Source organism: Pseudomonas sp. SST3 (assembly GCF_003325755.1).
The window spans coordinates 240,098-260,767 of the sequence record NZ_QORI02000001.1; the positions used below are offsets into that span (position 1 = coordinate 240,098).

The 20,670-nt window shown below is 62.4% G+C and carries 25 protein-coding genes; 4 read left to right on the forward strand and 21 right to left on the reverse strand.

Annotation, left to right across the window (positions count from 1 at the left end; genetic code table 11):
- Positions 1-4 precede the first annotated feature (4 nt).
- Genes flgF through flgB form a run of 5 tightly spaced genes read right to left on the reverse strand, consistent with a single transcriptional unit; the run spans position 5 to position 3,478 of the window.
- Positions 5-733 carry a flagellar basal-body rod protein FlgF gene (gene flgF / locus DQ405_RS01190; protein ID WP_168422532.1) on the reverse strand — a complete coding sequence of 243 codons (729 nt, stop codon included), beginning with the start codon at positions 731-733 and terminating at the stop codon, positions 5-7.
- Positions 734-742: 9 nt separating this feature from the next.
- Entirely contained in the window at positions 743-1,948 is a 1,206-nt protein-coding gene (gene flgE / locus DQ405_RS01195; protein ID WP_168422533.1) for a flagellar hook protein FlgE, read from the reverse strand.
- Positions 1,949-1,999: 51 nt separating this feature from the next.
- Complete coding sequence (locus DQ405_RS01200) at positions 2,000-2,680, reverse strand: flagellar hook capping FlgD N-terminal domain-containing protein (RefSeq protein WP_168422534.1); 681 nt, start codon at positions 2,678-2,680, stop codon at positions 2,000-2,002.
- A complete protein-coding gene (flgC, locus tag DQ405_RS01205; RefSeq protein ID WP_168422535.1) occupies positions 2,680-3,108 on the reverse strand; it encodes a flagellar basal body rod protein FlgC in 429 nt (142 codons plus the stop codon). The genes DQ405_RS01200 and flgC overlap by 1 nt, the downstream gene beginning before the upstream one ends.
- 4 nt (positions 3,109-3,112) lie before the next feature.
- Positions 3,113-3,478 (reverse strand): flagellar basal body rod protein FlgB, encoded by a 366-nt coding sequence (gene flgB, locus DQ405_RS01210; protein ID WP_168422536.1) that lies wholly within the window; start codon positions 3,476-3,478, stop codon positions 3,113-3,115.
- 109 nt (positions 3,479-3,587) lie between these two features.
- Here flgB and flgA point away from each other — a divergent pair, with 109 nt between their 5' ends.
- The 4 genes from flgA (at position 3,588) to DQ405_RS01230 (ending at position 7,395) form a co-directional block, all read left to right on the forward strand.
- Complete coding sequence (flgA, locus tag DQ405_RS01215; RefSeq protein WP_168422537.1) at positions 3,588-4,382, forward strand: flagellar basal body P-ring formation chaperone FlgA; 795 nt, start codon at positions 3,588-3,590, stop codon at positions 4,380-4,382.
- 454 nt (positions 4,383-4,836) lie between these two features.
- On the forward strand, positions 4,837-5,691 hold the full coding sequence (gene lafA / locus DQ405_RS01220; protein ID WP_168422538.1) for a lateral flagellin LafA: 855 nt from the start codon (positions 4,837-4,839) through the stop codon (positions 5,689-5,691).
- A 160-nt stretch (positions 5,692-5,851) separates the two neighbouring features.
- A complete protein-coding gene (locus DQ405_RS01225; protein ID WP_342030390.1) occupies positions 5,852-6,916 on the forward strand; it encodes a transcriptional regulator in 1,065 nt (354 codons plus the stop codon).
- Positions 6,913-7,395 (forward strand): hypothetical protein, encoded by a 483-nt coding sequence (locus tag DQ405_RS01230; RefSeq protein WP_168422539.1) that lies wholly within the window; start codon positions 6,913-6,915, stop codon positions 7,393-7,395. The genes DQ405_RS01225 and DQ405_RS01230 overlap by 4 nt, the downstream gene beginning before the upstream one ends.
- Here DQ405_RS01230 and DQ405_RS01235 read toward each other — a convergent pair.
- The 16 genes from DQ405_RS01235 to fliF form a co-directional block, all read right to left on the reverse strand.
- Complete coding sequence (locus tag DQ405_RS01235; protein ID WP_168422540.1) at positions 7,392-7,694, reverse strand: hypothetical protein; 303 nt, start codon at positions 7,692-7,694, stop codon at positions 7,392-7,394. The two genes, DQ405_RS01230 and DQ405_RS01235, sit on opposite strands and share 4 nt — an antisense overlap.
- Positions 7,695-7,881: 187 nt before the next feature.
- Positions 7,882-8,793 carry an OmpA family protein gene (locus tag DQ405_RS01240; protein WP_168422541.1) on the reverse strand — a complete coding sequence of 304 codons (912 nt, stop codon included), beginning with the start codon at positions 8,791-8,793 and terminating at the stop codon, positions 7,882-7,884.
- Positions 8,790-9,662: a flagellar motor stator protein MotA gene (motA, locus tag DQ405_RS01245; protein ID WP_168422542.1), complete on the reverse strand. Its 873-nt coding sequence runs from the start codon at positions 9,660-9,662 to the stop codon at positions 8,790-8,792. The genes DQ405_RS01240 and motA overlap by 4 nt, the downstream gene beginning before the upstream one ends.
- Before the next feature lie 4 nt (positions 9,663-9,666).
- Positions 9,667-10,401, reverse strand: a complete 735-nt coding sequence (locus DQ405_RS01250) for a FliA/WhiG family RNA polymerase sigma factor (protein ID WP_168422543.1) — start codon at positions 10,399-10,401, stop codon at positions 9,667-9,669.
- 10 nt (positions 10,402-10,411) lie between these two features.
- Positions 10,412-10,873: a flagellar basal body-associated FliL family protein gene (locus tag DQ405_RS01255; RefSeq protein WP_168422544.1), complete on the reverse strand. Its 462-nt coding sequence runs from the start codon at positions 10,871-10,873 to the stop codon at positions 10,412-10,414.
- Positions 10,874-10,909: 36 nt separating this feature from the next.
- On the reverse strand, positions 10,910-12,091 hold the full coding sequence (locus DQ405_RS01260) for a flagellar hook-length control protein FliK (protein ID WP_168422545.1): 1,182 nt from the start codon (positions 12,089-12,091) through the stop codon (positions 10,910-10,912).
- Positions 12,088-12,411, reverse strand: coding sequence for a hypothetical protein (locus tag DQ405_RS01265; RefSeq protein ID WP_168422546.1), 324 nt, complete (start codon positions 12,409-12,411; stop codon positions 12,088-12,090). Before DQ405_RS01265 ends, DQ405_RS01260 begins: the two co-directional genes overlap by 4 nt.
- Positions 12,395-12,793, reverse strand: a complete 399-nt coding sequence (gene fliS / locus DQ405_RS01270) for a flagellar export chaperone FliS (protein ID WP_168422547.1) — start codon at positions 12,791-12,793, stop codon at positions 12,395-12,397. The genes DQ405_RS01265 and fliS overlap by 17 nt, the downstream gene beginning before the upstream one ends.
- On the reverse strand, positions 12,790-14,112 hold the full coding sequence (gene fliD / locus DQ405_RS01275; RefSeq protein WP_168422548.1) for a flagellar filament capping protein FliD: 1,323 nt from the start codon (positions 14,110-14,112) through the stop codon (positions 12,790-12,792). Before fliD ends, fliS begins: the two co-directional genes overlap by 4 nt.
- A 459-nt stretch (positions 14,113-14,571) precedes the next feature.
- The gene (gene flgN, locus DQ405_RS01280) at positions 14,572-15,012 is read right to left on the reverse strand and encodes a flagellar protein FlgN (protein WP_168422549.1); all 441 of its coding nucleotides are present in this window, start codon (positions 15,010-15,012) and stop codon (positions 14,572-14,574) included.
- Positions 15,009-15,284, reverse strand: a complete 276-nt coding sequence (gene flgM / locus DQ405_RS01285; RefSeq protein ID WP_168422550.1) for a flagellar biosynthesis anti-sigma factor FlgM — start codon at positions 15,282-15,284, stop codon at positions 15,009-15,011. The genes flgN and flgM overlap by 4 nt, the downstream gene beginning before the upstream one ends.
- A 200-nt stretch (positions 15,285-15,484) precedes the next feature.
- The gene (locus tag DQ405_RS01290) at positions 15,485-15,910 is read right to left on the reverse strand and encodes a flagellar FliJ family protein (protein WP_168422551.1); all 426 of its coding nucleotides are present in this window, start codon (positions 15,908-15,910) and stop codon (positions 15,485-15,487) included.
- Positions 15,907-17,238, reverse strand: a complete 1,332-nt coding sequence (gene fliI / locus DQ405_RS01295) for a flagellar protein export ATPase FliI (RefSeq protein WP_168422552.1) — start codon at positions 17,236-17,238, stop codon at positions 15,907-15,909. Before fliI ends, DQ405_RS01290 begins: the two co-directional genes overlap by 4 nt.
- A 1-nt stretch (position 17,239) precedes the next feature.
- Positions 17,240-17,938, reverse strand: a complete 699-nt coding sequence (gene fliH, locus DQ405_RS01300; protein WP_168422553.1) for a flagellar assembly protein FliH — start codon at positions 17,936-17,938, stop codon at positions 17,240-17,242.
- 6 nt (positions 17,939-17,944) lie between these two features.
- The gene (locus DQ405_RS01305; RefSeq protein WP_168422554.1) at positions 17,945-19,012 is read right to left on the reverse strand and encodes a FliG C-terminal domain-containing protein; all 1,068 of its coding nucleotides are present in this window, start codon (positions 19,010-19,012) and stop codon (positions 17,945-17,947) included.
- Complete coding sequence (gene fliF, locus DQ405_RS01310; RefSeq protein ID WP_168422555.1) at positions 18,984-20,663, reverse strand: flagellar basal-body MS-ring/collar protein FliF; 1,680 nt, start codon at positions 20,661-20,663, stop codon at positions 18,984-18,986. Before fliF ends, DQ405_RS01305 begins: the two co-directional genes overlap by 29 nt.
- Positions 20,664-20,670: the final 7 nt, after the last annotated feature.

Consider the following 20,670-nt stretch of genomic DNA (forward strand, 5'->3'; position numbering starts at 1 on the left):
CCGATCAGCTGCCGCGGATCATTCGGTTGCCGGCGTCGGAGAGGTCCTCGGCGGCTTTCATCATTTTTACCTGGGTTTCGAACAGGCGATTCAGGCTCATGGTCGAGGCCAGCTCGTCGATCGCCGAGACGTTGCTCGACTCGAGAAAGCCGCTGGCCAGGCGTACGTCTTCGCTGGGTGCAGCGGGTTCACCGTTGCGTGTCACCAGCAGGCCGGCCTCGTTCTTCATCAGATCAGCCGCTGCCACGTCGACCAGGCGGATTCGGTCCACTTCGGCCATCATCCAGTCGCCGGGCGCCATGATCGAGACGGTGCCGTCGTTGCCGATCTCGACGCGGTCATGCTCGGGCAGCTCGATCGGCCCACCCTCGCCCATCACGGCGCGGCCATTGAGGGTCAGGCGGCCTTCGGCGTCGATCTGCATGCTGCCCTGGCGGGTGTAGGCCTCGCCTTCGCCGTCCTGCAGGACGATCAGGCCGGGGCCCTTGACGGCGAAATCCAGCTCACGACCAGTGGCCATCAGCGGACCTGCAGCCATATTGACGCCGTTGTTCTGCACCACGGCCATGTGCCGGCTGTCGTAGCCGTAACCCTCGACCTCTACCGCCTGGGCACGCTCCATGTCGGCGCGAAAGCCCGGTGTATTGACGTTGGCGAGGTTGTTCGAACGCACCTGCAGCGACATCATCGTGCGGCTGGCGGCGGTCATCGCGGTGTATCCCAAACGATCCATGGATCAGCCTCAGAGCGCGTTGAACAGGACCTGGGTCAGTTCCTTGTTGGTGGAAATGACCTGGGTGTTGGCCTGGTAGTTACGCTGGCCTTCCATCAGGCCTACCAGCTGTTGAGTCAGGTCGACGTTGGAGCTCTCCAGCGCGCCGGCCGAGAGGCTGCCGAGCTGGCCAACACCCGGCGCACCGACCAACGCCACGCCCGAGGCAGCGGTTTCGGTCCAGGCGGTGCCACTGATGTTCTTCAACCCTTCCGGATTGACGAAGCTGGCCAGTATCACTTGGCCCTGGAGCAGACGCTCGCCGTTGGAGAAGCTGGCGTAGACCTTGCCGTCCTTCTCCACGCTCATCCCGGTCTGCTCGCCCGCAGCGTAGCCAGTGGCGCGGTTGCCGGTGACGTTGAATTGAGAGCCGTACTGGCTGGTACCACTGTAATCGAGCTGGATATTCAACGGATCGACGCCGCCGCCAAGGGTCGCGGCCAGCGCTACCGGAGCGATCGGACCTTGAAGCGATCCGTCCGTATTGAAGGCTATATTTTGCACATGAGGCGTGCCTGGCGCCGACTCAAGAGGCGCGCCATCTACGTAGTAATGAGCATCCCAGCTGTTATCGGCGGTCTTGGCGAAGTACTGGGTCAGGGTGTGTTCTTTGCCCTGGGAATCGAACACCTTGGTGGTGTAGGTGGAGTTGTAGCTGTCGGCGACCTGCGGATCGAAGGCCACGGCGGGCACTGCCTGGTTGGCGTCGAGGTTGGCAACGAAGCTCAGCTCATCGGTGGCCTTTGCGGGCAAGCCGCCGGCTTTCATCTGCAAGTCACCGATCACACCGGTCTGCAGATTGCCTGCCGCATCGGTGGGGTAGCCCTGCAGACGCTGACCCAGGCTGTTGGTCAGGTAGCTGTTCTTGTCGGTACCGAACATCCCGGCGCGGGTGTAGGCAACATCGCCATTGCTGGCGCGGGTGACGAAGAAGCCACCGCCGGAGATCGCCAGGTCCAGGTTGCGGTTGGTGGTGGTCAGCGCACCGCCCTGACTGATGCTCTGGGTGGTGCCGATGACCTCGACCCCCATCGCCTGGGTCTCGGCATAGAGGCTGCCGAAATCGGTGCGCGAAGACTTGAAGCCGACGGTGCCGGAGTTAGCGATGTTGTTGCCGATGGTGTTGAGTTGTTCGTTGACGGCGGACAGGCCGGTCAGGGCGATATTGAAGCTCATGGGCTGATCTCGATACGTAAAGTTGAAATGAGGACTGGCGAACCGCGAGGCTCAGCCGCCGAGCAGCCCAGCGTCGGCCTGGGCGAATTCAAGAATGTTGTAGAAGGGCACCGAACCGACGCCCTGAACCTGAAGCACCGGCCCCTCGGCACTGACGCGCACGTTGGAGACCTGGCCGGCGACTTCCACCTGCGGGAATTCGCCGTTTTCCGATTCGATGCTGACGCTGTATTGACCGTCGCGCAGGCCATGCTTGGCCGGATCGATCACGAAGGGGACCTTACCGGCGGACTGCGCGCCCAGCTCGATACGTGTCTGCGTGCCGTTGGAATCGGTCAACAGCAACGCGGTGCGGGTCGAGGCATGGGTCAAATCGAACTGACCGCTGACGGTCTGCCCGCTGAGGTCCAGGGACTCCACCGCCACGCTCACCTGCTGGCCGACCAGGCCTGCGGCGGTCAGCGTCTGCAGGTTGTCGGTCAGCACCAGATTGTTCTGCGCCAGGGTCGCCAGGTTTTCCATGCTCTTGACCTGCGACATTGCCGAGAATTGATTGAGGAACTCGGTGCTGTCGACCGGCTTGGTCGGGTCCTGATACTTGATCTGCGCGACCATCAGGCTGATGAAGTTGTTCTCCATCTGCGTGGCATCGCTGACGTTCACCGCTTGCTTGATCTGCTCTGTGCCGCTACCGGACAAGCCGCTGCCCTGGCTCGCATTGACTGTAGTCATCAGGAATCCCCAAGTCTGAGCAGGCTCTGCTGCATGCTTTTCACGCGGTTGAGCACCTCGACGCCGGTCTCGAAACTGCGTGTGGCCGACATCATGTCGGTCATCTCTTCGATCTCGTTGATGTCGGGGTAGTAGACGTAGCCGTTACCGTCAGCCAGCGGATTGCCTGGTTCGTAACGGCGCTTGGGTTCGGCGCCGGAGGTGACCACATCGAGCACCTGTACATGGGCACCGCCGAGGCCCACGCCCCGGGTCAGCGAGTTGTTCTCGTACACGGCGGCGAACATCGGCTTGCGCGCCTGGTAGACGTCGGCGGCGTTGTTGGCCGCCGAATCGGTGTTGGCCAGGTTGCTCGCCACGGTATTGAGGCGCACGGTCTGCGCGTTCATGGCCGAGCCGGCGATGCGGTAGATCGAATCGAATGACATGACGTCAACGTCCCTCGATGGCCTGCTTCAAGCCACGAAATTTCATCGTGACGAAGGTCAGGCTGGTCTGGAAATCCATGGAATTGCGCGAGAACTGCGCCTGCTCGGTCGACAACTCGACGGTGTTACCGTCCTGCGAGGCCTGGCTGGGCACACGGAACAGCAGGCTCGGATCAGTACCGGCCAAGCTCATGCGCGGCGACGTAGTGCTCTCCAGTCGCTGCATTTCCTTGCGGAAATCAATGTCCCGGGCCTGGAAGCCGGGGGTGTCTTCGTTGGCCAGGTTCGCCGCGAGAATCTCGCTGCGTTGCATGCGCAAACCCAGCGCGCGTTCGTGGACGCCGAGGGCGTCATCAATCCGTATACTCATTCACCGATACCTTTGCAGCATGAGCGGACCGAACGACAGCCCGCAGCTTTGCGGGAGTGTTTGCAGAATCCGTGCCGAACCATCGAACGCAGGTAACTGGCTGTTTTACATGAGTAATTCCATCAAGCGCAGCGCCACATCAGAGTTCCTCCTTCCGCATCGAAAGGCCTTTCGCAAGCGAAGCGGAAAAGCCGTTTCCGCTTGGTGCGTCACAGCCGTGCTGATGCTGACCGTTGTTGCTCAGGCGCACGCGGACGCCACAGCACAGGTGCAACAGGCGCTGGAAAATCACGTGCGCGCCATGCTCGAACAGCAGGCGGCGCGCCAAGGCTGGCAGGGCATGCAGCTGCGCTACGAAGCCAACCTGCCGGCGAGCACCGCCAACCTGCCGCTCTGCGCGGGCGTCCTGCAGATACGCGCCACCGGCGATGCGCCCTCGGCCATGGAGCGCCAGCAATTGGAGGTCAACTGCCCGGACACACCCGGCTGGTCGCTGAACGCCACCGCGCAGGCGCATGTGTTCCTGCCCGCGGTGCACGCCGAGGGGATCATCGACCGTGGCCAGACGATTCGTGAAAGCGATATCCGGCTGGAGCGCATCAACATCGCCAAGGCCCGGCGCGGTTATTACAACCGCCTGGATGAAGTCATCGGCATGGCCGCCAAACGTCGTATCCGCGCCGGCCAGACCATCACGCCATCGCTGTTGGAGCAGGCCATGGCCGTCAAACGCGGGGAGCCGGTGAAGATCGTTGCCAGCAACGACGGCATCGAAGCCTCCGCCTCCGGCGAAGCCCTGGGCGACGGCCAGCCCGGCGAAGTCATTCGTGTGCGCAACACACGCAGCGGCAAGGTGATCGATGCAAAGGTGATAGAAGAAGGGATTGTGACGAGTACGTTCTAAAGCACTGCCAACCGCGAAACCATCGCGAGTTTCGCTCATGCACACGGGGCGGGACGCAGTTCCTCCTCTGCTTTTGTGGGAAGCCCACCCCGGGGCGAAGCTTCTGCCATGCTTTTGTGGGAGGCCCGCCCCGGGGCGAAGCTTTTTAGCCTTTAGCCGGCAGAGAGTTCGCCTTCGCCGCGGGGCGCGCCTCCCACCGAAGCGGAGCGGCCGAGGCTTACGCAACGGTCCACTGACTGTGGCTTTAGTGAGTTGTCGTAGAAGGCCCGCCCTGGCGAATCTTTTATTTCGCGGTTTAATAGACGCGCGTTCTGAGCGGGGCGCGCCGCCTACAGGCAGATCACAAAAATATTTGACGTCAGGATTTAATCCTTCGCCAGGTGCTGTCGCCTTACCTTTTCAGCAGGCAGTCAAGCCAGCTCCTAACAGCCCAATCGCACGAAGGATGATCATCATGGCTCTGTCCATTCACACTAACTACTCCGCTCTGACCACCAACACCGCGCTGAACAAGTCGAACAACGCTCTGGCCACCAACCAGCAGCGCCTGGGTACCGGCCTGCGCATCAACTCCGCTGCCGACGACGCCGCCGGCCTGCAGATCGCCACTCGCCTGAACGCACAGAGCCGTGGTATGGGCGTTGCCATGCGCAACGTCGGGGACGCCACCTCGATGCTGCAAACCGCAGAAGGTGCCTTTAACGAGATGACGGACATCATGCAGCGCATGAAGGATCTCGCCACACAGGCCGCGAACGACACAAATAGTGCAGAAGACCGTACGGCCTTGCAGGGAGAGTTCGACGCGCTTGCAGAAGAGCTAGGCAGCATCTACGACAAGACTAAATACGCGGGAGAACTTCTCTTCGAAGGCACCGATGGCAAGTTTGCCCAGGCCACTGGTGTGACGTTCCAAATTGGAGCTTCGAGCGCGGAAACCATGAACCTCACGGTCGATCTCACAGCTGTGGCTGCGGAAGTGAACGGGACTGACGGGACCCTTGCTGGCCAGTTGTTCACCGATGCAGGTACCTCGGGCACCGCGATCGATGCGTTAGAAACTGCGCTGAATAACGTAAGCGCGGTCCGCGCTGAATTCGGTGCCACTATCAACCGACTGAGCCACACCAGCAACAACCTGGCCAACATGAAGGACAACACCGAGATGGCCAAAGGCCGGATCATGGACGCTGACTTCGCCATGGAAAGCGCCAACATGAGCAAGAACTCCATGCTCATGCAGTCGGGCATCTCCATGCTCAAGCAAGCCGGCCAGATGCCAGGCATGGTCATGAGCCTGCTGGGCTAAGCCGCACGCAGTACCGCCGGTCGCAACGACCGGCCTCGAGAAGCCCCGACTGGTTCGGGGCTTTTTCGTTTTCCGGGCGAGGGAAGTTTTGCTTCCGACCAACGGCGAAGCGCTCGCCAGAATAGCCCGCACACAAGATATGCCTGATTAATCCCTCAAAGTGTCGTTTCGCACGGCATATATGCCCATAGGCAGGCCTCCTGGCAAGGGGCTGGCAGATGCCCGTTCGGCATATTCCTGTAGCAATCGGCTTGTAGTATCAAAAAAACGACGCCAATATGCCGCCGTCCGGATTGCCAACCTCATCACACCGGAAACTCATCTTCCTTCTTCGAATCAGGCGCTCATGACTTCATCTCTGACCCCTTCGGCCATCGATGCCCTCATCTGCCCCCTATTGAAAACCGGCCGAGACGGTTGTGCGGCTCGTTTCGAGCCCGCGCTCTACCAGCTCGTGCAAAAACATGAAGAGAATGAGGAGAGGCTGGACCTTGGTTTTTCCGGCAGCCGCGTACTAGAACGCCTGCTGCAAGTCCCCGGCGAAGTCGTGTCCCGTGATGAGTTGATGGCTTACGCCTGGGAAGGCCGAATTGTCGGCCAGGGCAGTCTCAACCAGCAGATCTACACCCTGCGCCAGGCTCTGTTCGACAGCCGCAACCAGATCATCCAGACGTTGCCGCGGCGGGGCTATCTGTTCAACCCGCAATACCTGATGGTCGACGAAGCAGCACCGCCGATCGCCGAGGCGCCTGAAGCCGTTGCCGTGCCCCCCGAGGCGCCGGCCACCCTGCTGATGGAACTGCCTGCACCCAGGACGACGGCAGCGCAAAGCGTGGCCAAGCCAGCAGGGCGCGCTCGTTCATGGCAGGTCGCTGCTCTTGCCGGCACCGGCATGATGGTTTTGCTGGCGCTGGCGACGCTCGGTTTCCGCCTGGCCAGCGCGCCAACGCCCGCCTTCACCCAGAAACTCGATCTGGACGGTTTCGAGGTGCTCTATGTGGAAAAGAGTCAGCGGATGCTCGATTCGCTGGTTAAGGAAACACGACTGCTGGTCGATACGATGAGTGATATGAGCCCCGAGTCGACCCGATTGATCGTCAATATGTCCCCAGGTTTCTATGAGATTCGTTGCCTGCAGGGCGACGGCGGGGTCAATTGGTTGAAGGTTCACAAGAGCCAGATCCAGACGATTCCCAGCGACCATCTACAAGGGTGCCTGCAATGAACAGCCAAAACGAAACCGGTGCGGTAGGCAAGCACATGTTGCGAGTGATGGCACCCGCCGCGCTGCTGCTGTGGGCTTTCGTGGCGATGGGCACCACCGGCAACACGTCGTCCAAACTCGATGGCCGCTACAGCTCTAGCGGGCATGTCCTGCTGAGCGACGGTACAGCGGTCAAAGTCAGTCAGAGCCTGGTCTTCAACAAGGGACGTTTCTACTCGATGACTCGCAACTCGCCGGCAATCGTCGAGGCGTCTGGGCGGCTGGAGACGGATCTGCTGGGCCGGGCATCGCTGGTGGTGGAAGAAGGCCAGGTTCATGGGCTGGGACCGCAGGACCAGCTGGACGACGAGCTGATGTTCAACCTGTTCTACGGCTCTCACAAGGGCGCCCGGATTACGCTCGAACAGGTCGGCGCCTGCCTATACGGTGTCGAAACCCAGCAGGTCTATTGCGCCGACGATCACCCTCACCGCGGCTAACGCACACCGCTGCCAGCGGTTGCGATGCGCCTGATAGCGGCGCAGGCCGGAATCGCGATATAGGCGCGGCAACCCACCCCATGCCTAGCCGTGAACATCAGCGCCTGAACCAGTAACGGCGCTCGCATGATCCAGTCCCCGCGCCGCCACTTCGCCAGCAAGCTGGCTCCTACAAACGGCATGTCGCTGAACCAACCGAAGCGTTCTTCCTGTTGCAGCGCCTGCCCATTACCCGCCTTGTAGGAGCGAGCTTGCTCGCGAACGAGGTGCAGCGAACTCCAAGGAGCCGGTCTGTGCAAATGCCCATTCGCCAGCAAGCTGGCTCCTACGAACGGCATATCTGCTGGACCCAACCCGAAATGCTGTTCCGGATGCCGGGCTAGGCATCGGCCTGTTCTTTAGGAGCGAGCTTGCTCGCGAACCGCTGCCAAAGATCAGTAGGGCGGGTGCACCCGCCGATGGCCCACGTAGCGCAGCCGCCCGACCTTAGCTGCCCTTTCCGTTATAGCTCGCCCCACTTTCGGAGAAGCGCACCTGGCCGTAGCTGTCGCCGAACAGCTCTTTGTACAATGCTTCGGCCGAGGCGGTCAGCAGCAGGATTTCCACCCGGCGGTTGGCGCCGTTCTGAGGGTCTTCGGGGTGCAGCGGCATGACATCGGCCTGCGCAGTCACCTGCAGAACCGAGCGTTCGGCCAGACCGGCATCGACCAGGGCATTGCGCGCGCGCAGAGCGCGATCGCCGGAGAGATTCCAGTTGTTGTAGCCGTTCTTCTGCCGATAGGGCGTGCCATCGGTATGGCCGCTGATGATCAGCTTGTTGTCCACTTTTTCCAGGACGCCGGCGAGTACGCCCAGCAGCTTCTGAAAGTGCGGGTTGAGCGTGGCACTGCCGCGCTGGAACATGAAGCGTTGCTGGTCGTCCTTGATCAGAATGCGCAGCCCCTGCGGGACCACATCCACTTCGAGGTTGGCCAGAGCGTCGACTTCGCTGGCGACCTCGCGCATCAGGTCGGCAAGCTTCTTCAGCTCCTCGGTCGAACCATAATTGTGGCTGCCGTCTTGCTCGCGCTTCGACTCGCTATCCTCTGTGTTTTCGGCCTGAGGCGGACGCACCGGCATCCCGTCGAGTTCCAGCGGCGACCGGCTGGTGCCGTCGAAGATCCCCGCGCCGCCATCGACCAGCGGATTGCTTTCCATCTCGCCGTACGACGGGTTGGATTTCTCCATTTGCGGCTGGATGATCCAGAGCACCATGAACAGCGCCATCATCGCCAGGGTGAAGTCGGCAAAGGCCACCTTCCAGGCACCGCCATGCTCGTCGCCGTGGCCCTTCTTGCTACGGCGCTTGATGATGATCTCGTGCTCGCCTCCGGCGCCGCCCTTGCCCCTGCTTTTCATGCGGCGTCCCTTTCTTCCTCATACAGGGTCACCCATTTTTCCAGCTGACGGAAGGCGGGTTTGACGTCCTGTTCGATCAACTTGCGACCGGCGTCGACCGCCAGCAGTGTAGGCTTGCCGGCAACATGCGCCACCAAGGTTGTGCGCACGCATTCCAGGGCTGACAGCTCGGTCTTGATCCGCTGGCTCATGGCGTTGGACAGCGGATCCATCAGGCAATAGCAGAAGAAGATGCCGAGGAAGGTGCCAACCAGGGCCGCCGCCACGTGGGCGCCAATTTCCGCAACGCTGCCGCCGATGCTGCCCATGGTGATGATGATGCCCATGATCGCGGCGAGAATACCGAAGCCGGGCATGGCCTCACCGATCTTGTGAAGGGAACGCGCCGGCTGCAGCAAAGCGTGCTCCATGGCTTCGAGCTCCTGTTCGAGGAACCCTTCCAGTTCGTGGGCGGTAATCTTGCCCATGGCCATCAGCCGGAAGTTGTCGGCGATGAATGCCATCAGGTTACGTTCTTGCAGGATCAGCGGGTAGCGGACGAAAAGATCGCTCTGCTCCGGCTCCTCGATATGCGAATCGAGTACCTTGAGACCACCGACATCGACCATTTCCAGCAGCTCATAGAGCAGCATCAGCAGCTGGCGCTGGAACTCCTCACCGCGACGCTGATAGGCGAAGACGCCCTTGATCTGGTGCAGCATCTCGATCAGCACTTCCTTGGGGTTGCCCACCACCAGGCTGCCGAGTGCGGCACCTAGGATGATGACCACCTCGGCCGGCTGCCAGAGCATGCGCATGTCGCCATTCGCCATGGCGTAGCCGCCAAGCACGGCGCCAATGATGATGAATGCACCTATTACTTTCTGCATGACGTTACTGACTCTTCTCGGTTAGGAAGCGACAGGCCTTACCAATCGCCTGTTTGCTCAGCTGGCAGACCCGGGCATCGCTGACTTCCAGCACCAGGGCAATCTCTTTCAAACTCAATTCGTGCTGGTAATACAGCGTCAGCACCAGCCGCTCGCGTTCGTCCAGCCGCGCCAGCGCCTGTTCCAGCACGCGTTCCTTGATCAGGCGCTCCTCGAACAGCTCGGTGGTGTCGGGAAAATGCTCGTGGCCGCTCTGCAACAACTCATCGAGGCTTTCGATGGCTTCGGATGAGTCGGCCCAGAGGAAGTCCTGGTAATCCTTTTCGCCCAGCCCGGTGTGCGCCTTGATTTCTTCGTCGCTGGGCTCGTGGCCTAGCTGGCGCGACAGGTCACGAATCGCATCGCGTACCTTGTGCGCCTGCTGCCGAACCTGGCGCGGACGCCAATCCTGACGGCGTAATTCGTCAAGGATCGCACCCCGAATGCGCAGGGAGGCGAACTTACCGAACTGCTCATCCGGCTCGCCATAGCGCCGCAGCCCCTCGAGCAGTCCCATCATGCCGATCTGCTCCATGTCCTCGCGATCGAGGACCTGGTTGGCCTGTAGGGAAAGCTGCCGGACGATACGTTTGACCAGCGGCAGATACTGCATCAGCCAGCGCTGCTCGACCGCCGGTGCGAACACCGATGGGGCAGCCGGCGTGGCGCCGTAGTAGTCGATGGGGCAAGTGGCGCTCATGGCGGGGCCTTTACTGCACGATCAGCTTGTTGACCAGCACGTGCTTGAACGGCACCGCTGCGTTCTTGCTGGCAAAGTCGGCGAACAGGACGGTTTCAAGACGCTCCTGCAGATCGCTGATCTTCAATCCACGCAATTCTTCGAATGACATCGACGACAGGTAGCCCACCACCGAGTTACGCACGATAGGTTCGGCCTGTTCGAATTTCTTAGGCTCATCAGACGCGTCAGCCTGCAAGGCGAGGTCCAGCACGAAGTAATGCTCACGACCGTCCCCGCGCACGCTGACGATGACCTTCTCTACCGGGAAGAACTCGTACTCCGAGGGTTCGGTCGGTTCAGCCGCCGCGACCTCTTCAGAGGCGGTGCCTTCCAGGCCGGGCTTGAGCAGCCAGTAACTGACACCAACGCCACCGGCAACGGTCAGGACGTTGAGCAGTAGCATCAGCAGGACAAGACGGGGCGTCGACATAACACACTCACAATTGGCTAATTAGGTTGAATCAGGTCAAACCGTGATCAATACATCCCGGGGGCGACCGCTCTCCCGGCTCTGTTCCTGGTCGTGCGGCCGCGCCGCCAAAGGCAACTCCTCACCGGCCAGCGCCGTGCGCTGGCGCTGCTGGCCCTGCTGGCCGCCGCTGTCGGCGCCCACTTGCACGTTGACCTGTACGAAATGCTGGCCCACCAGTTCCTGGCGCAGGCGATCGCTGGTCTGTTGCAGCAGGCGCGCCACGTCGATGTTCGCCGCGGTCAGCTGAACGTTCAGCCGGCCCGACTCATGGCTGAGCATGATTTCCATGCTGCCCAGCTCTGGCGGATCGAGGCGGATGGTGGCGCTCTGGATCTTCTGCTGGATCTGCAGATCGACGTTCTCACGCAGTGCATGCAGCATCTGCTCGCCCCATTTGGCCTCCGGCGCCTGCAGCTTCAGCGCACGATCAGCCGCCTGGGCCGGCGTCGTCTGCCCACGCTCGACCGTGCTGGTCAGCGGCTCCCCGGCTTCCAGCGGCTCGGCCGCGCTCAGCAGCGGCTCCAGCGAGGCTGTCGGCAAGGCCTCGGCCAGCGCTGGTGCGACTGCGGGCAGTGCCAGGCTCACCTCGACGGTGGGTTTCGGCATGGCCGGCATGACCCGGTTCGCTTCGGCGACTTGGCGCTGAAAGCTACCTGTCATCAGAGCTTGCAGCCGCTCGGCCTGTGTGTTCTCGAACGGCTGATCAGCAACCGGGGCTTGCCCTGGCAACCAGGCGAGCAGTTCCTCCGCCGGCGGTACGACAGCTTCTGGCAGCGCCTGCGGGACCGGATCAGATGTCGCACCCAGTCGCCCCGCATCACGGGCCTGAATTTCGGCCAGCTGCTGATCGATCATGCCCAGCAGCCATTGTTCGGGGGTCAGCTCTTGCGGGGCCTCGGCGCCCTGGGTGGCGGTGCCGCCCAGCTGCATGACCTGTCCCTGCTCGGCTGCCGGGGCCGGCAGTGCGCCTTGCAACAAGGCCGCAGGCAGCCCGCCCGGCAGAGCCTCGCTTTCGCTGGATGCAAGCTGCATGCGCTCACCGAAACCACGCATGGTGTCGCCTGTCAGCTGTCGGCCAGCGGCGGGCTGGCCGCCGTTGGCAGCGCGTACCGGCGTTGGCAGCGCGGACTCGGCGCTTGCGCCGGCTGCGCGCGTGGCTGAAATCGACTGGATCATCCCCTCTCTCCGGCTTGGAACATGTCAATGCGCTGGTAGGCGGCACGCCCTTCGGCGTACTCGAGGTGGTGTAACAGCAGCAGGCGCAGACGCTCACATTCATCGGCGCAGGCTTGCACACCTTCGCCATGGAGCTGCTTGAGTAGCTGCTTGGCGGCAAGCGTTGACTCGTCGAGCTCGTGCTGCCGAGGCAGCGCTTCGAGGCAGCGGCGAATATCACCGTCCACCTTCGCCACGGCGTTCCAGTCGCTGGCCTGCAACGCCTGCTGCAACTGCTCGTGCAGCGCGGTCAGGCGGTCGCAATCACTTACGGGCGGCACTGACGCCCTCCCAGCCTTCGCGGAGAATGCCGAGCAGGTTGCCCACTTCATCCAGCCCTTCGAGCGACAGCGTCACGCTGACGTCGGAAAGGCGGTAGATGCAGTACTCGTAGAGGCGCGCCAACCCCTGTACGACTTCGCCGCCGCCCTCTTCATCGAGGGCGCCATTGAGACCGTTGAGGATGTTCATGCACTTCTCCAGGGAAGCGCCCTTCTGCTGATAACGCTTGTGCTCGATATGGCCACGGGCACGGGCCAGCTCGTCAAGCAGGCCATCCATCAGCACCAGCACCAGCTCGTAAGGCGAAGCGGAGGCCGCGCGGGCCTCCAGATCTACCGAGCGGTAGCTGTCGTAACTGTCGTTTTGGAGATAAGTGCTCATCCGAACAATCCGTAGGTCTGTTCCATGGTCTGCATGGTCTGCATCATGGAGGTGAACTGCTTGAGGTAGCGGCTGTAGTGCGTGTCGTACTGTTGTTGCAGGTTTTCGAACTGCTCGTCGACACGGCGCAGGCTCATATCCAGCGAGTCCATGCGGTTCTTCAGCATGCCGTTAGTCGTGCTGGTGTAGCTGGTGACGGTCTTGTCGATACTGTCGAGCAGGTTGTCTTTGCCGGTGAACAGCGCCTCGAAGCCTGCCGGGTCGGCTGCCACGGCAGCGTCAAAGCGCTTGGCGTCGATGACCAGCTTGCCGTTGCGGTCGGAACTGATGCCGAAGTCGATCAGGCTGTTGCCACCGAAATCGGTCCGCAGCAGGCCGTTGAGACGGCTCTCGATGGAGCGCACGCTGGAATCGCCAGCCAGCGGGCCGCGCTTCGCGGTTTCGTTGCCGCTGGCGGTCAGGCTGTCGAAGCTGGTCATCAGCGCGTTGAACGAATCGACGAAGGTTTGTGCCTGGGTCTTGGTCGCGGTCTTGTCCTGACCAATCACCATGTTCAACGGCTGCTCGCCGGCTGCATGGGTCTTGGTGAACGTCACGCTGACGCCCTCGATCACATTGTCGAAGGTATTGCTGGAATTGGTCAGCAGCATGCCGGTCTCACCACCGAGACGCACCTTGGCATCCTGTGCCTTGGTCAGTTCGAGCATATTGGTGATGGAGGCGTCCAGCCCGGCACTGGTGCCCGTGCTGCTTACGGTAATCGCGTTGGCCGCGCCGCTCGCCTCACTGGACAGCACTAGCGAGACTTCCCCATTGCTGCGCACCAGGGTCGCCTGCGTGCCAGTGTTGGCCGCATGGTTGTTGATAGCCGCCGCCAGCTCGTCCAGCGAGTTGCTGCCATCGCCATCGCTGTCGATGGTGCTCAGGTCGATGTCGAACGAAGCGCCTGCCTGGCCGAGTGTGAGCGTCCCTGTGCCGATGTCGGCCGAGGTGAGCCCGTTCAGCGCGACTTGATGGGCACTGGCCAGCTGTTCGGTGAAGAAATCGTAGCTGCCGGGCTGCGCCGTGGTGCCGACAGTCGCAGTGGCATAACCGTCTTTGCTGAAGGTCGCGCTGTTGACCAGCATGCTCGAACTACCGCCGTTGAGCTTAGTGACCGCCGATTTGAACGTACTCAGGGCAGTGCGCAGCGCGCTCAACGCGTCACGCTGCGTTTGGTAGCGCAGCTCGTTGCGGTTAAGCCGATCCATCGAAGACTGAACTTCGTAGGTGGCCAACTGCGTCGACATCTGCTGTACGTAATCGGAATTTATAGCCATCACCATCCCCTCTTATGTTTGGTAGAGCAAAATGGATGCCAGGTCGGGAAAGCCCGTATAGGGGCATTCGACGGCAACCATGCAGAAAAAAGGCTTCCGCAACGCGACGTGACGAGGAAACGGGGAAAGGCCGTTTCCGCCTGTGCCGATGGCGGAGCATCTCTCTGTAAAGGCGACGTCAGAGGCGCGCTAGTTAAAGCGGCGACCGAAAAGGATTAATTCTTCGCCAGAAAGGCGAAGTGGTGCCCAGACAGAGTTGCGCCTGCAAACCTCGATCGCCAGCGAGCTGGCGCCTACGAAAAGCAGTGCGTGCTTCGATGATCAGTGCCAAACCTGCCGGGCGGCGTGCGGATTGATGTCAGAACAGGCGGATGCGACAGCCGCCCCCGTAGGCGCCAGCTTGCTGGCGACCCACAGGCCTGAGCATTTTCATAAGAGTACGGGGGCGCTTTTTTTGCCTCAGTACGCCTGCGGCGAATAGAGCCGTGCGTCCTGACCGCCAGCAAGCAGCTGTTGCAGAATGTCGTGGTGCATGGCGAGCAGTTTGCCGTTGCGTTCGTTGAACTGCTGGCATTGCATGGCGAGGTCGCCGACCTGCTGCCAGTGCTGTTGCAACGATTCGCCGCGCTCACCCGAGCAGCTGGAGAGCAGGCGGCGCATGCCGACACCGGTCGGCTCGAGGCGGAAGGCAGCCAGCACCTTGCTGCGGCGCTGTGCCCGCGCGGCGATGGCTTCGACGCGAACGGTGATCTGCAAATTGATGCGATCGATCTCCGGGACGTCGCGCTCCAGCAGGTGACCGTAGAGCGCCTGCATCAGTTCGCGAAGGGCGAGGTAGTCGCCACAGTCCTGCTGCAGATCGTCATCGACAACCGTCAGCAGCTTGTCACGCTGGTTCACGCATCATTCCCGCGGTGATAGCTGAGCATACTGCCCGCCAGCTCGCCCGGATTGGTGCTGATCTCGCCGCGCTGCAGGGCCTGCTTGATCGCCGCGACGCGATCCAGATCGACCTCGGGCATGGCGCGCAAGGCTTCGTGCATCTGCTCCAACGGCAGGCTTTCGGCCTGACGGGCCGCCGGCTGGGCAGCGGGACGGGCGGAGGCCTGACGAACCGAGGCGAGCTCGGTAGGGGTGACGGAGGCGGGCTTGAAGTGCCGGCTGATTTCCATGATTTTCGTTCCAACTCGGTGGTTACTGCCTAACAAGCGACCGCTCGGGCGGATAACTTAAATCTTTTTTGCAAACGCACGGACGAGTGGTACGGGGCGGGTCCTCGTCGCCGAGCTCTTGCTGGCGATCCGCCGTGGCGCAAGCCCATGATCGCCAGCAAGCGGGCGCCTACAATGCCGGGCCGAAGCGACCGATGCTCCTAGGCGATCCGGTTCCGCCACCAGCTCTGCGCCGCCAAACCATCCTGAATCTTCTGCTCCTGCGCGGCCAGCAGTTGTTGCCACTGCTGCATCTTCGCGTCGATCACATGCTCGACAACCTTCTCGCTGCGCATGGCCTGCATCAACTCCTGCTGGATGCGTCCTAAGGCCTGCTCGGCCACGGCCAGTTCACGGCGCTGCAGTTCGACCATCTTGTACAGCGTGGCCTTGTAGCGCTGCTGGTTGTCGCGCTGCAGCGGGGTATTCATCGGCACGCTAAAGCCACAGAGACGGCTCAAGCCAGCAATGTTGTTGCGATAGCGCTGGCAGAGGTTCTGCTGATACTGAACTTGGCCGAGCATCTGCTTGACCCGGTTGCCGCGCAGGCTGGCCAGGCGCGTGAGCGTTTCGATCTGCTGCTTCATGGTTTCCTGATGATGCTCTGCAGGATGGTGAGGCTGGTTTCGAGCTCCGCCGCTTCGCCCACTTCCTGGCGCAGGAAGCGCTCGATAGTGGGCGCCAGCTGCACGGCGCGATCGGTCTTGATGTCCGCACCCGGGCTGTAACCACCCAGCGGGATCAGCTCCCTGATCTTCTCGTAGGTGCTGTAGAACTCTTTGAGCTGGCGCGCAGCGCCCAGGTGCGGCGGCTGGCTGACCTGGCTCATGCAGCGGCTGACCGAGGCGCAAATGTCGATGGCCGGGTAATGGCCGGCATCGGCCAGGCGCCGCGACAGCACGATATGGCCGTCGAGAATCGCCCGCGCGCAATCGACGATCGGGTCCTGCTGGTCGTCGCCTTCGGCGAGCACCGTATACAGCGCGCTGAGGCTGCCATTGTCATTGGCGCCGTTGCCGGCGCTTTCCACCAGTTCCGGCAGCATGCCGAACACCGACGGCGGATAGCCCTTGGTCGCCGGCGGCTCACCCAGCGCCAGGGCGATCTCGCGCTGGGCCATGGCATAGCGGGTCAGCGAATCGACCAGCAGCAGCACATCGTTGCCCTGGTCGCGAAAATAGGCGGCGATGCTGTGACACAGCTCGGTGGCCTTGAGGCGCATCAGCGGCGATTCATTGGCCGGCGCGACCACCACCACGGCTTTTTTCAAGCCTTCTTCGCCCAGCGAATGCAGCAGGAACTCCTGCACTTCGCGGCCGCGCTCGCCGATCAGCCCGACCACTACGACGTCGGCCTTGGTCTGCCGCGTAATCATGCCCAGCAGCACGCTCTTACCGACGCCGGAACCGGCGAACAGGCCGACGCGCTGGCCCTTGCCGAGCGTGAGCATGGCATTGATCGCCCGCACCCCGACGTCCAGCGGTTCGCTTACCGGCTTGCGCTTGAGCGGGTTGACCGAGGGCAGCTCGGTGGGCAGCGGGTCACGCCCGCTGAGCTTGCCCATTTCGTCCAGCGGCTCGCCGAGACCGTTGACTACCCGCCCCAACCAGGATTCGTCGATGTGCAGCTTGGCGTCGTCCGGCGCTGGGAACACGCGGGAGCCGGAGGTCAACCCGACGGGTTTCTTGAAGGGCATCAAATAGGTGATGTCGCGATTGAAGCCCACAACCTGCGCTTCGAGCATGCTGCCGTCGCCCTGTTCGACGAAGCAGCGCTGCCCTGTCATGCGTTGACAGCCGAGGCTTTCCAGCAGCATGCCGGACACCCGCACCAGCCGACCGCTGACCTTGGCCAGCTGCACCGTATCCAGCGAGCGCAATGCCTCGTCGAGCCGGAAGCTCTCGCGCAGGGACATATCAGCCCTCTGCCCTGATGTGTTCGGCCAGCGTATCCATGCACGAATCCAGACGCTGCTGACAGCCGATGTCGGCTTCCGATTCGGCGGTGATCACACGGCATTCGCCGAGGGCGAGTTTGTCGTCCGGCACCAAACGCCATGCAGCGGCGCGTTCGGGCGCCAACTCCTTGATCCGGTTGCATTCTTCGGGGTTGAGCAGGATGCGCACATCGTCCTGATCGCCGGGCATGGCTGCCAGGGCATCCTCGGCCAGAGACAGCAATTGCGTCGGATGCAGGGTCAGCTCGCAGCGGATCACCTGCTTGGAGACCTTCTGCACCAGCTCGAGCAGCTGCTCACGACGCGCTTGTTCAAATTCCTGCCGAAAGCGCTCGAAGCGCTCGACCAGATCGTCCATCGGCCGGGCCGCCTGGTCGAAAGCCTGGCGACCCAGGGCGCGGCCCTCTTCTCGGCCGATCGCCTTGCCATCCTCCACCCCACGCTCGAAGCCTTCACGGTGACCGGCTTCACGGCCCTGCTCCAGACCCTGTTCGTAACCCTTGTCGATGCCTTCCTGAAAGCCATCGGCGACGGCGCGCTGCAGCGCTGCCGGGTCACCGGCAGCACTGTCGGCCAGCTCTGCCGCGGTTCTGACCCGCGGCGGAAAGCGGAACGGGCGCCAGGAGCGGCCTTCGCCCTTGATGATCTTGATGCTCATCGGCGCTTACTCAACCGTCTGTTCGCGGAACAACTGAACCTGCAGGTCGCCATCGGCCGACATCTCGCGGACCACCGCCATGATGTCCTTGCGCACCTGCTCGACCCGCGACAGCGGCACCGGGCCCTGGCGACGATTGATCGATTCCATCTGCTGAGCCTGACGCTTGGGCATCGCGCCCTGAATCGCCCGCACCAGCTCCGGCTCGGCGCCCTTGAGCGCGACCACCCACTCTTCCAGCGGGATCACTTCCAGCAGGGTCTGCAGCACGTCCTGGTTCTGCCGCGAGAGGATGAAGAAGTCATACATTTCATCCTCGATCTTGCTGACCAGCTCTTCGTTATGGGCGCGCAACAGCTCGAACATCTGGTCACGGTTGCCCTTGAAGCGGTTCATGATGTCCGCCGCCTGCTTGACGCCGCGCACCTGCGAGCCCTGACTCGAGAGCACCTGGAGGCTGCGATCGATCAGCTGCTCCAGCTCGGCGATCACGTCACTGTTGACCTCGTTGAGGTTGGCGATGCGGTAAAGCAGCTCGTCCTGGCGCTCGGCCGGCATGCACTCGAGCACATCGGTGGCCATGCCCGGCGGCAGGAACGCGAGGAACACGGCCTGCATCTGCGCGTGCTCCTTGGCGATCAGCGCCGCGAACTGCTTCGGATCGAGCCATTCCATTTTGGCCATCTTGGCGCGGATCTCCTCGCCATAGATCGAATCGAGCAGCGAACGGGTGATGTCGCCACCCAGCGCCTTGCCGAGCATGCCCGACAAGTAGGTGCGCGACGCGCCCTTGATGCTGCTCTGCTCCTTGTAATCGTCGAAGAAACGGCTGATCACGTCGGACACCATCGGCTGCTTGACGTTGGACAGGCGCGCCATGGCCTGGCTGATGCTGATGATTTCCTCGCGGGAAAAGTTGCGCAGGATGCCGGCGGAGATGTCATCACCCATGCTCAGCATGAGGATGGCCGCCTGATCCAGCGAGCTCACCGAGCGCAGCTGTACCGGACGCGGTTTGATCTCCTTGCTCGAGCCGGTAGCCGACTCAGCTGGCTGGGTTGAGTTCTCTTTCATTGCGGCCTATCCAGTGCTTGATGACTTCCGAAACACGCTCCGGGTCGTTCTTGGCGAGCATTTGCAGGTGCTCGATCTGTAGCTCCAGGCCCGAACCGGGCGCCGGCAGGCGAATCTCTGACAGCGGGTTGAGCTCGCCGAATATGTGTATGCCATCGCCGCTGGTCCGCGGGCTGGCCAGGGCCGCTCGCATCTCGGTTTCGATCGGAGTCGACGCCGGCATTGCCGGCAAGGCGCTTTCCAGCGCGACCGCCTCAGGCTCAGCCGGGACGTTGCGCTGGGTCAGGCTGCGCACGGCGGGGCGCACCACGATCAGCAACAGCAACAGCGCGATCAGACCGGCTACGCCCAGCTTGGCCAAGGCGTGCACCTGGCTGTTCTCCCACCAGGGCACCTCTTGCGCGACGGTTTCCACGGTGGCGAACGGCAGCACGCTGAGCGTTAGCAGGTCACCACGCGCCTGCTGGAAGCCCACCGCGCTGCGCACCATGGCTTCGAGTTCAGCGCGAGCCTCATTACTCCAGCCACCCTCAGGCGCGGCACCGGCGTTCAGCACCACCGCCACGCTTTGCTGGCGCAGGGTGAAGCCAGCGTGCTTCACGTGGATCACACTCTGGTCGTAATCCAGCTGCCGGGTCGACTCCTCGCGCAGCGAGGTGGCGCCCTTGGTCTCACCGTTGACCGGTGCCGGCTCCTCGCCTTCCTGCGCAGGAGCTACCGGACGGTTGGCCAGCGAACCGGGAATGCCCAGCGCGAGTTGATCCAGCGCGCTTTCGTTGCTCAGCACCTCGCGACGCAGCCGCGGGGTTTCGCCGAACGACTGGACGGTTTCTTCCTTCTGGCTGAAATCGATATCGGCGGCAACGCTGATGCGGTAGTTGCCATTGCCCAGCACCGGCGCCAGCACTTCCTCGATATTGGCAACGGCTTTCTGCTGGTAATCCTCGACGGCCTGCCAGTTCTGCGCCGGACCACCGCCAACATTCAGCCCACGCGACAGCAGCGCACCGTACTGATCGACCACGCCGACATCTTCGGGCTTGAGGTTGGGCACACTGCCGGCGACCAGATTGATGATGGCGCCGACCTGATCGGCGCCCAGCTTGTAGCCGGGCTCCAGCTGCAACATCACCGACGCCTTGGTTGGCGCGCGCTTGCTGATCACGAAGGAGCTGTTCTCTTCCTGCGCCAGGTGCACGCGCGCATGTTGAACGCCCTTGAGCGACATCACGGTACGAGCCAGCTCGCCTTCCAGGCTGCGCTTGAGACGCACGTCCTGCACGAACTGGCTGGTGCCCAGCGGCTCTTCCTTGTCGAACAGCTCATAGCCGGCCGGCAGCGCCACCTTCACACCCTTGGCGGCGAGCAGCATGCGCGCACGGGAGAGCTGATCCTCGCGCACCAGGATCTGCCCGCTTTGCGGGTGGATGCGGTACTGCACCGCCTCGCCGTCGAGCACCTGCATCACTTCGGCGACCGGGAAGGACTCACCGGCACCGTGCAGCGGGCGGAACGAGCCGTTGTCGCGCCACAGGTAGAAGGCCACGGCCACGGCCAGCGCAGCAGCAATCACCGCCATTCCGGCGAGCGTCACACGCGGGTCGAGTTGGAGGCCACCTGCTGGCATCCTGCTTTTCAGTTTTTCAAACACGGCTTAG

Bases quoted from the DNA above. Each gene is read 5' to 3' on its own strand.
- flgF (WP_168422532.1), bottom strand. From the start codon at position 733: ATGGATCGTTTGGGATACACCGCGATGACCGCCGCCAGCCGCACGATG.
- flgE (WP_168422533.1), bottom strand. From the start codon at position 1,948: ATGAGCTTCAATATCGCCCTGACCGGCCTGTCCGCCGTCAACGAACAA.
- DQ405_RS01200 (WP_168422534.1), bottom strand. From the start codon at position 2,680: ATGACTACAGTCAATGCGAGCCAGGGCAGCGGCTTGTCCGGTAGCGGC.
- flgC (WP_168422535.1), bottom strand. From the start codon at position 3,108: ATGTCATTCGATTCGATCTACCGCATCGCCGGCTCGGCCATGAACGCG.
- flgB (WP_168422536.1), bottom strand. From the start codon at position 3,478: ATGAGTATACGGATTGATGACGCCCTCGGCGTCCACGAACGCGCGCTG.
- flgA (WP_168422537.1), top strand. From the start codon at position 3,588: ATGAGTAATTCCATCAAGCGCAGCGCCACATCAGAGTTCCTCCTTCCG.
- lafA (WP_168422538.1), top strand. From the start codon at position 4,837: ATGGCTCTGTCCATTCACACTAACTACTCCGCTCTGACCACCAACACC.
- DQ405_RS01230 (WP_168422539.1), top strand. From the start codon at position 6,913: ATGAACAGCCAAAACGAAACCGGTGCGGTAGGCAAGCACATGTTGCGA.
- DQ405_RS01240 (WP_168422541.1), bottom strand. From the start codon at position 8,793: ATGAAAAGCAGGGGCAAGGGCGGCGCCGGAGGCGAGCACGAGATCATC.
- motA (WP_168422542.1), bottom strand. From the start codon at position 9,662: ATGCAGAAAGTAATAGGTGCATTCATCATCATTGGCGCCGTGCTTGGC.
- DQ405_RS01250 (WP_168422543.1), bottom strand. From the start codon at position 10,401: ATGAGCGCCACTTGCCCCATCGACTACTACGGCGCCACGCCGGCTGCC.
- DQ405_RS01255 (WP_168422544.1), bottom strand. From the start codon at position 10,873: ATGTCGACGCCCCGTCTTGTCCTGCTGATGCTACTGCTCAACGTCCTG.
- DQ405_RS01260 (WP_168422545.1), bottom strand. From the start codon at position 12,091: ATGATCCAGTCGATTTCAGCCACGCGCGCAGCCGGCGCAAGCGCCGAG.
- fliS (WP_168422547.1), bottom strand. From the start codon at position 12,793: ATGAGCACTTATCTCCAAAACGACAGTTACGACAGCTACCGCTCGGTA.
- fliD (WP_168422548.1), bottom strand. From the start codon at position 14,112: ATGGCTATAAATTCCGATTACGTACAGCAGATGTCGACGCAGTTGGCC.
- flgM (WP_168422550.1), bottom strand. From the start codon at position 15,284: ATGGAAATCAGCCGGCACTTCAAGCCCGCCTCCGTCACCCCTACCGAG.
- DQ405_RS01290 (WP_168422551.1), bottom strand. From the start codon at position 15,910: ATGAAGCAGCAGATCGAAACGCTCACGCGCCTGGCCAGCCTGCGCGGC.
- fliI (WP_168422552.1), bottom strand. From the start codon at position 17,238: ATGTCCCTGCGCGAGAGCTTCCGGCTCGACGAGGCATTGCGCTCGCTG.
- fliH (WP_168422553.1), bottom strand. From the start codon at position 17,938: ATGAGCATCAAGATCATCAAGGGCGAAGGCCGCTCCTGGCGCCCGTTC.
- DQ405_RS01305 (WP_168422554.1), bottom strand. From the start codon at position 19,012: ATGAAAGAGAACTCAACCCAGCCAGCTGAGTCGGCTACCGGCTCGAGC.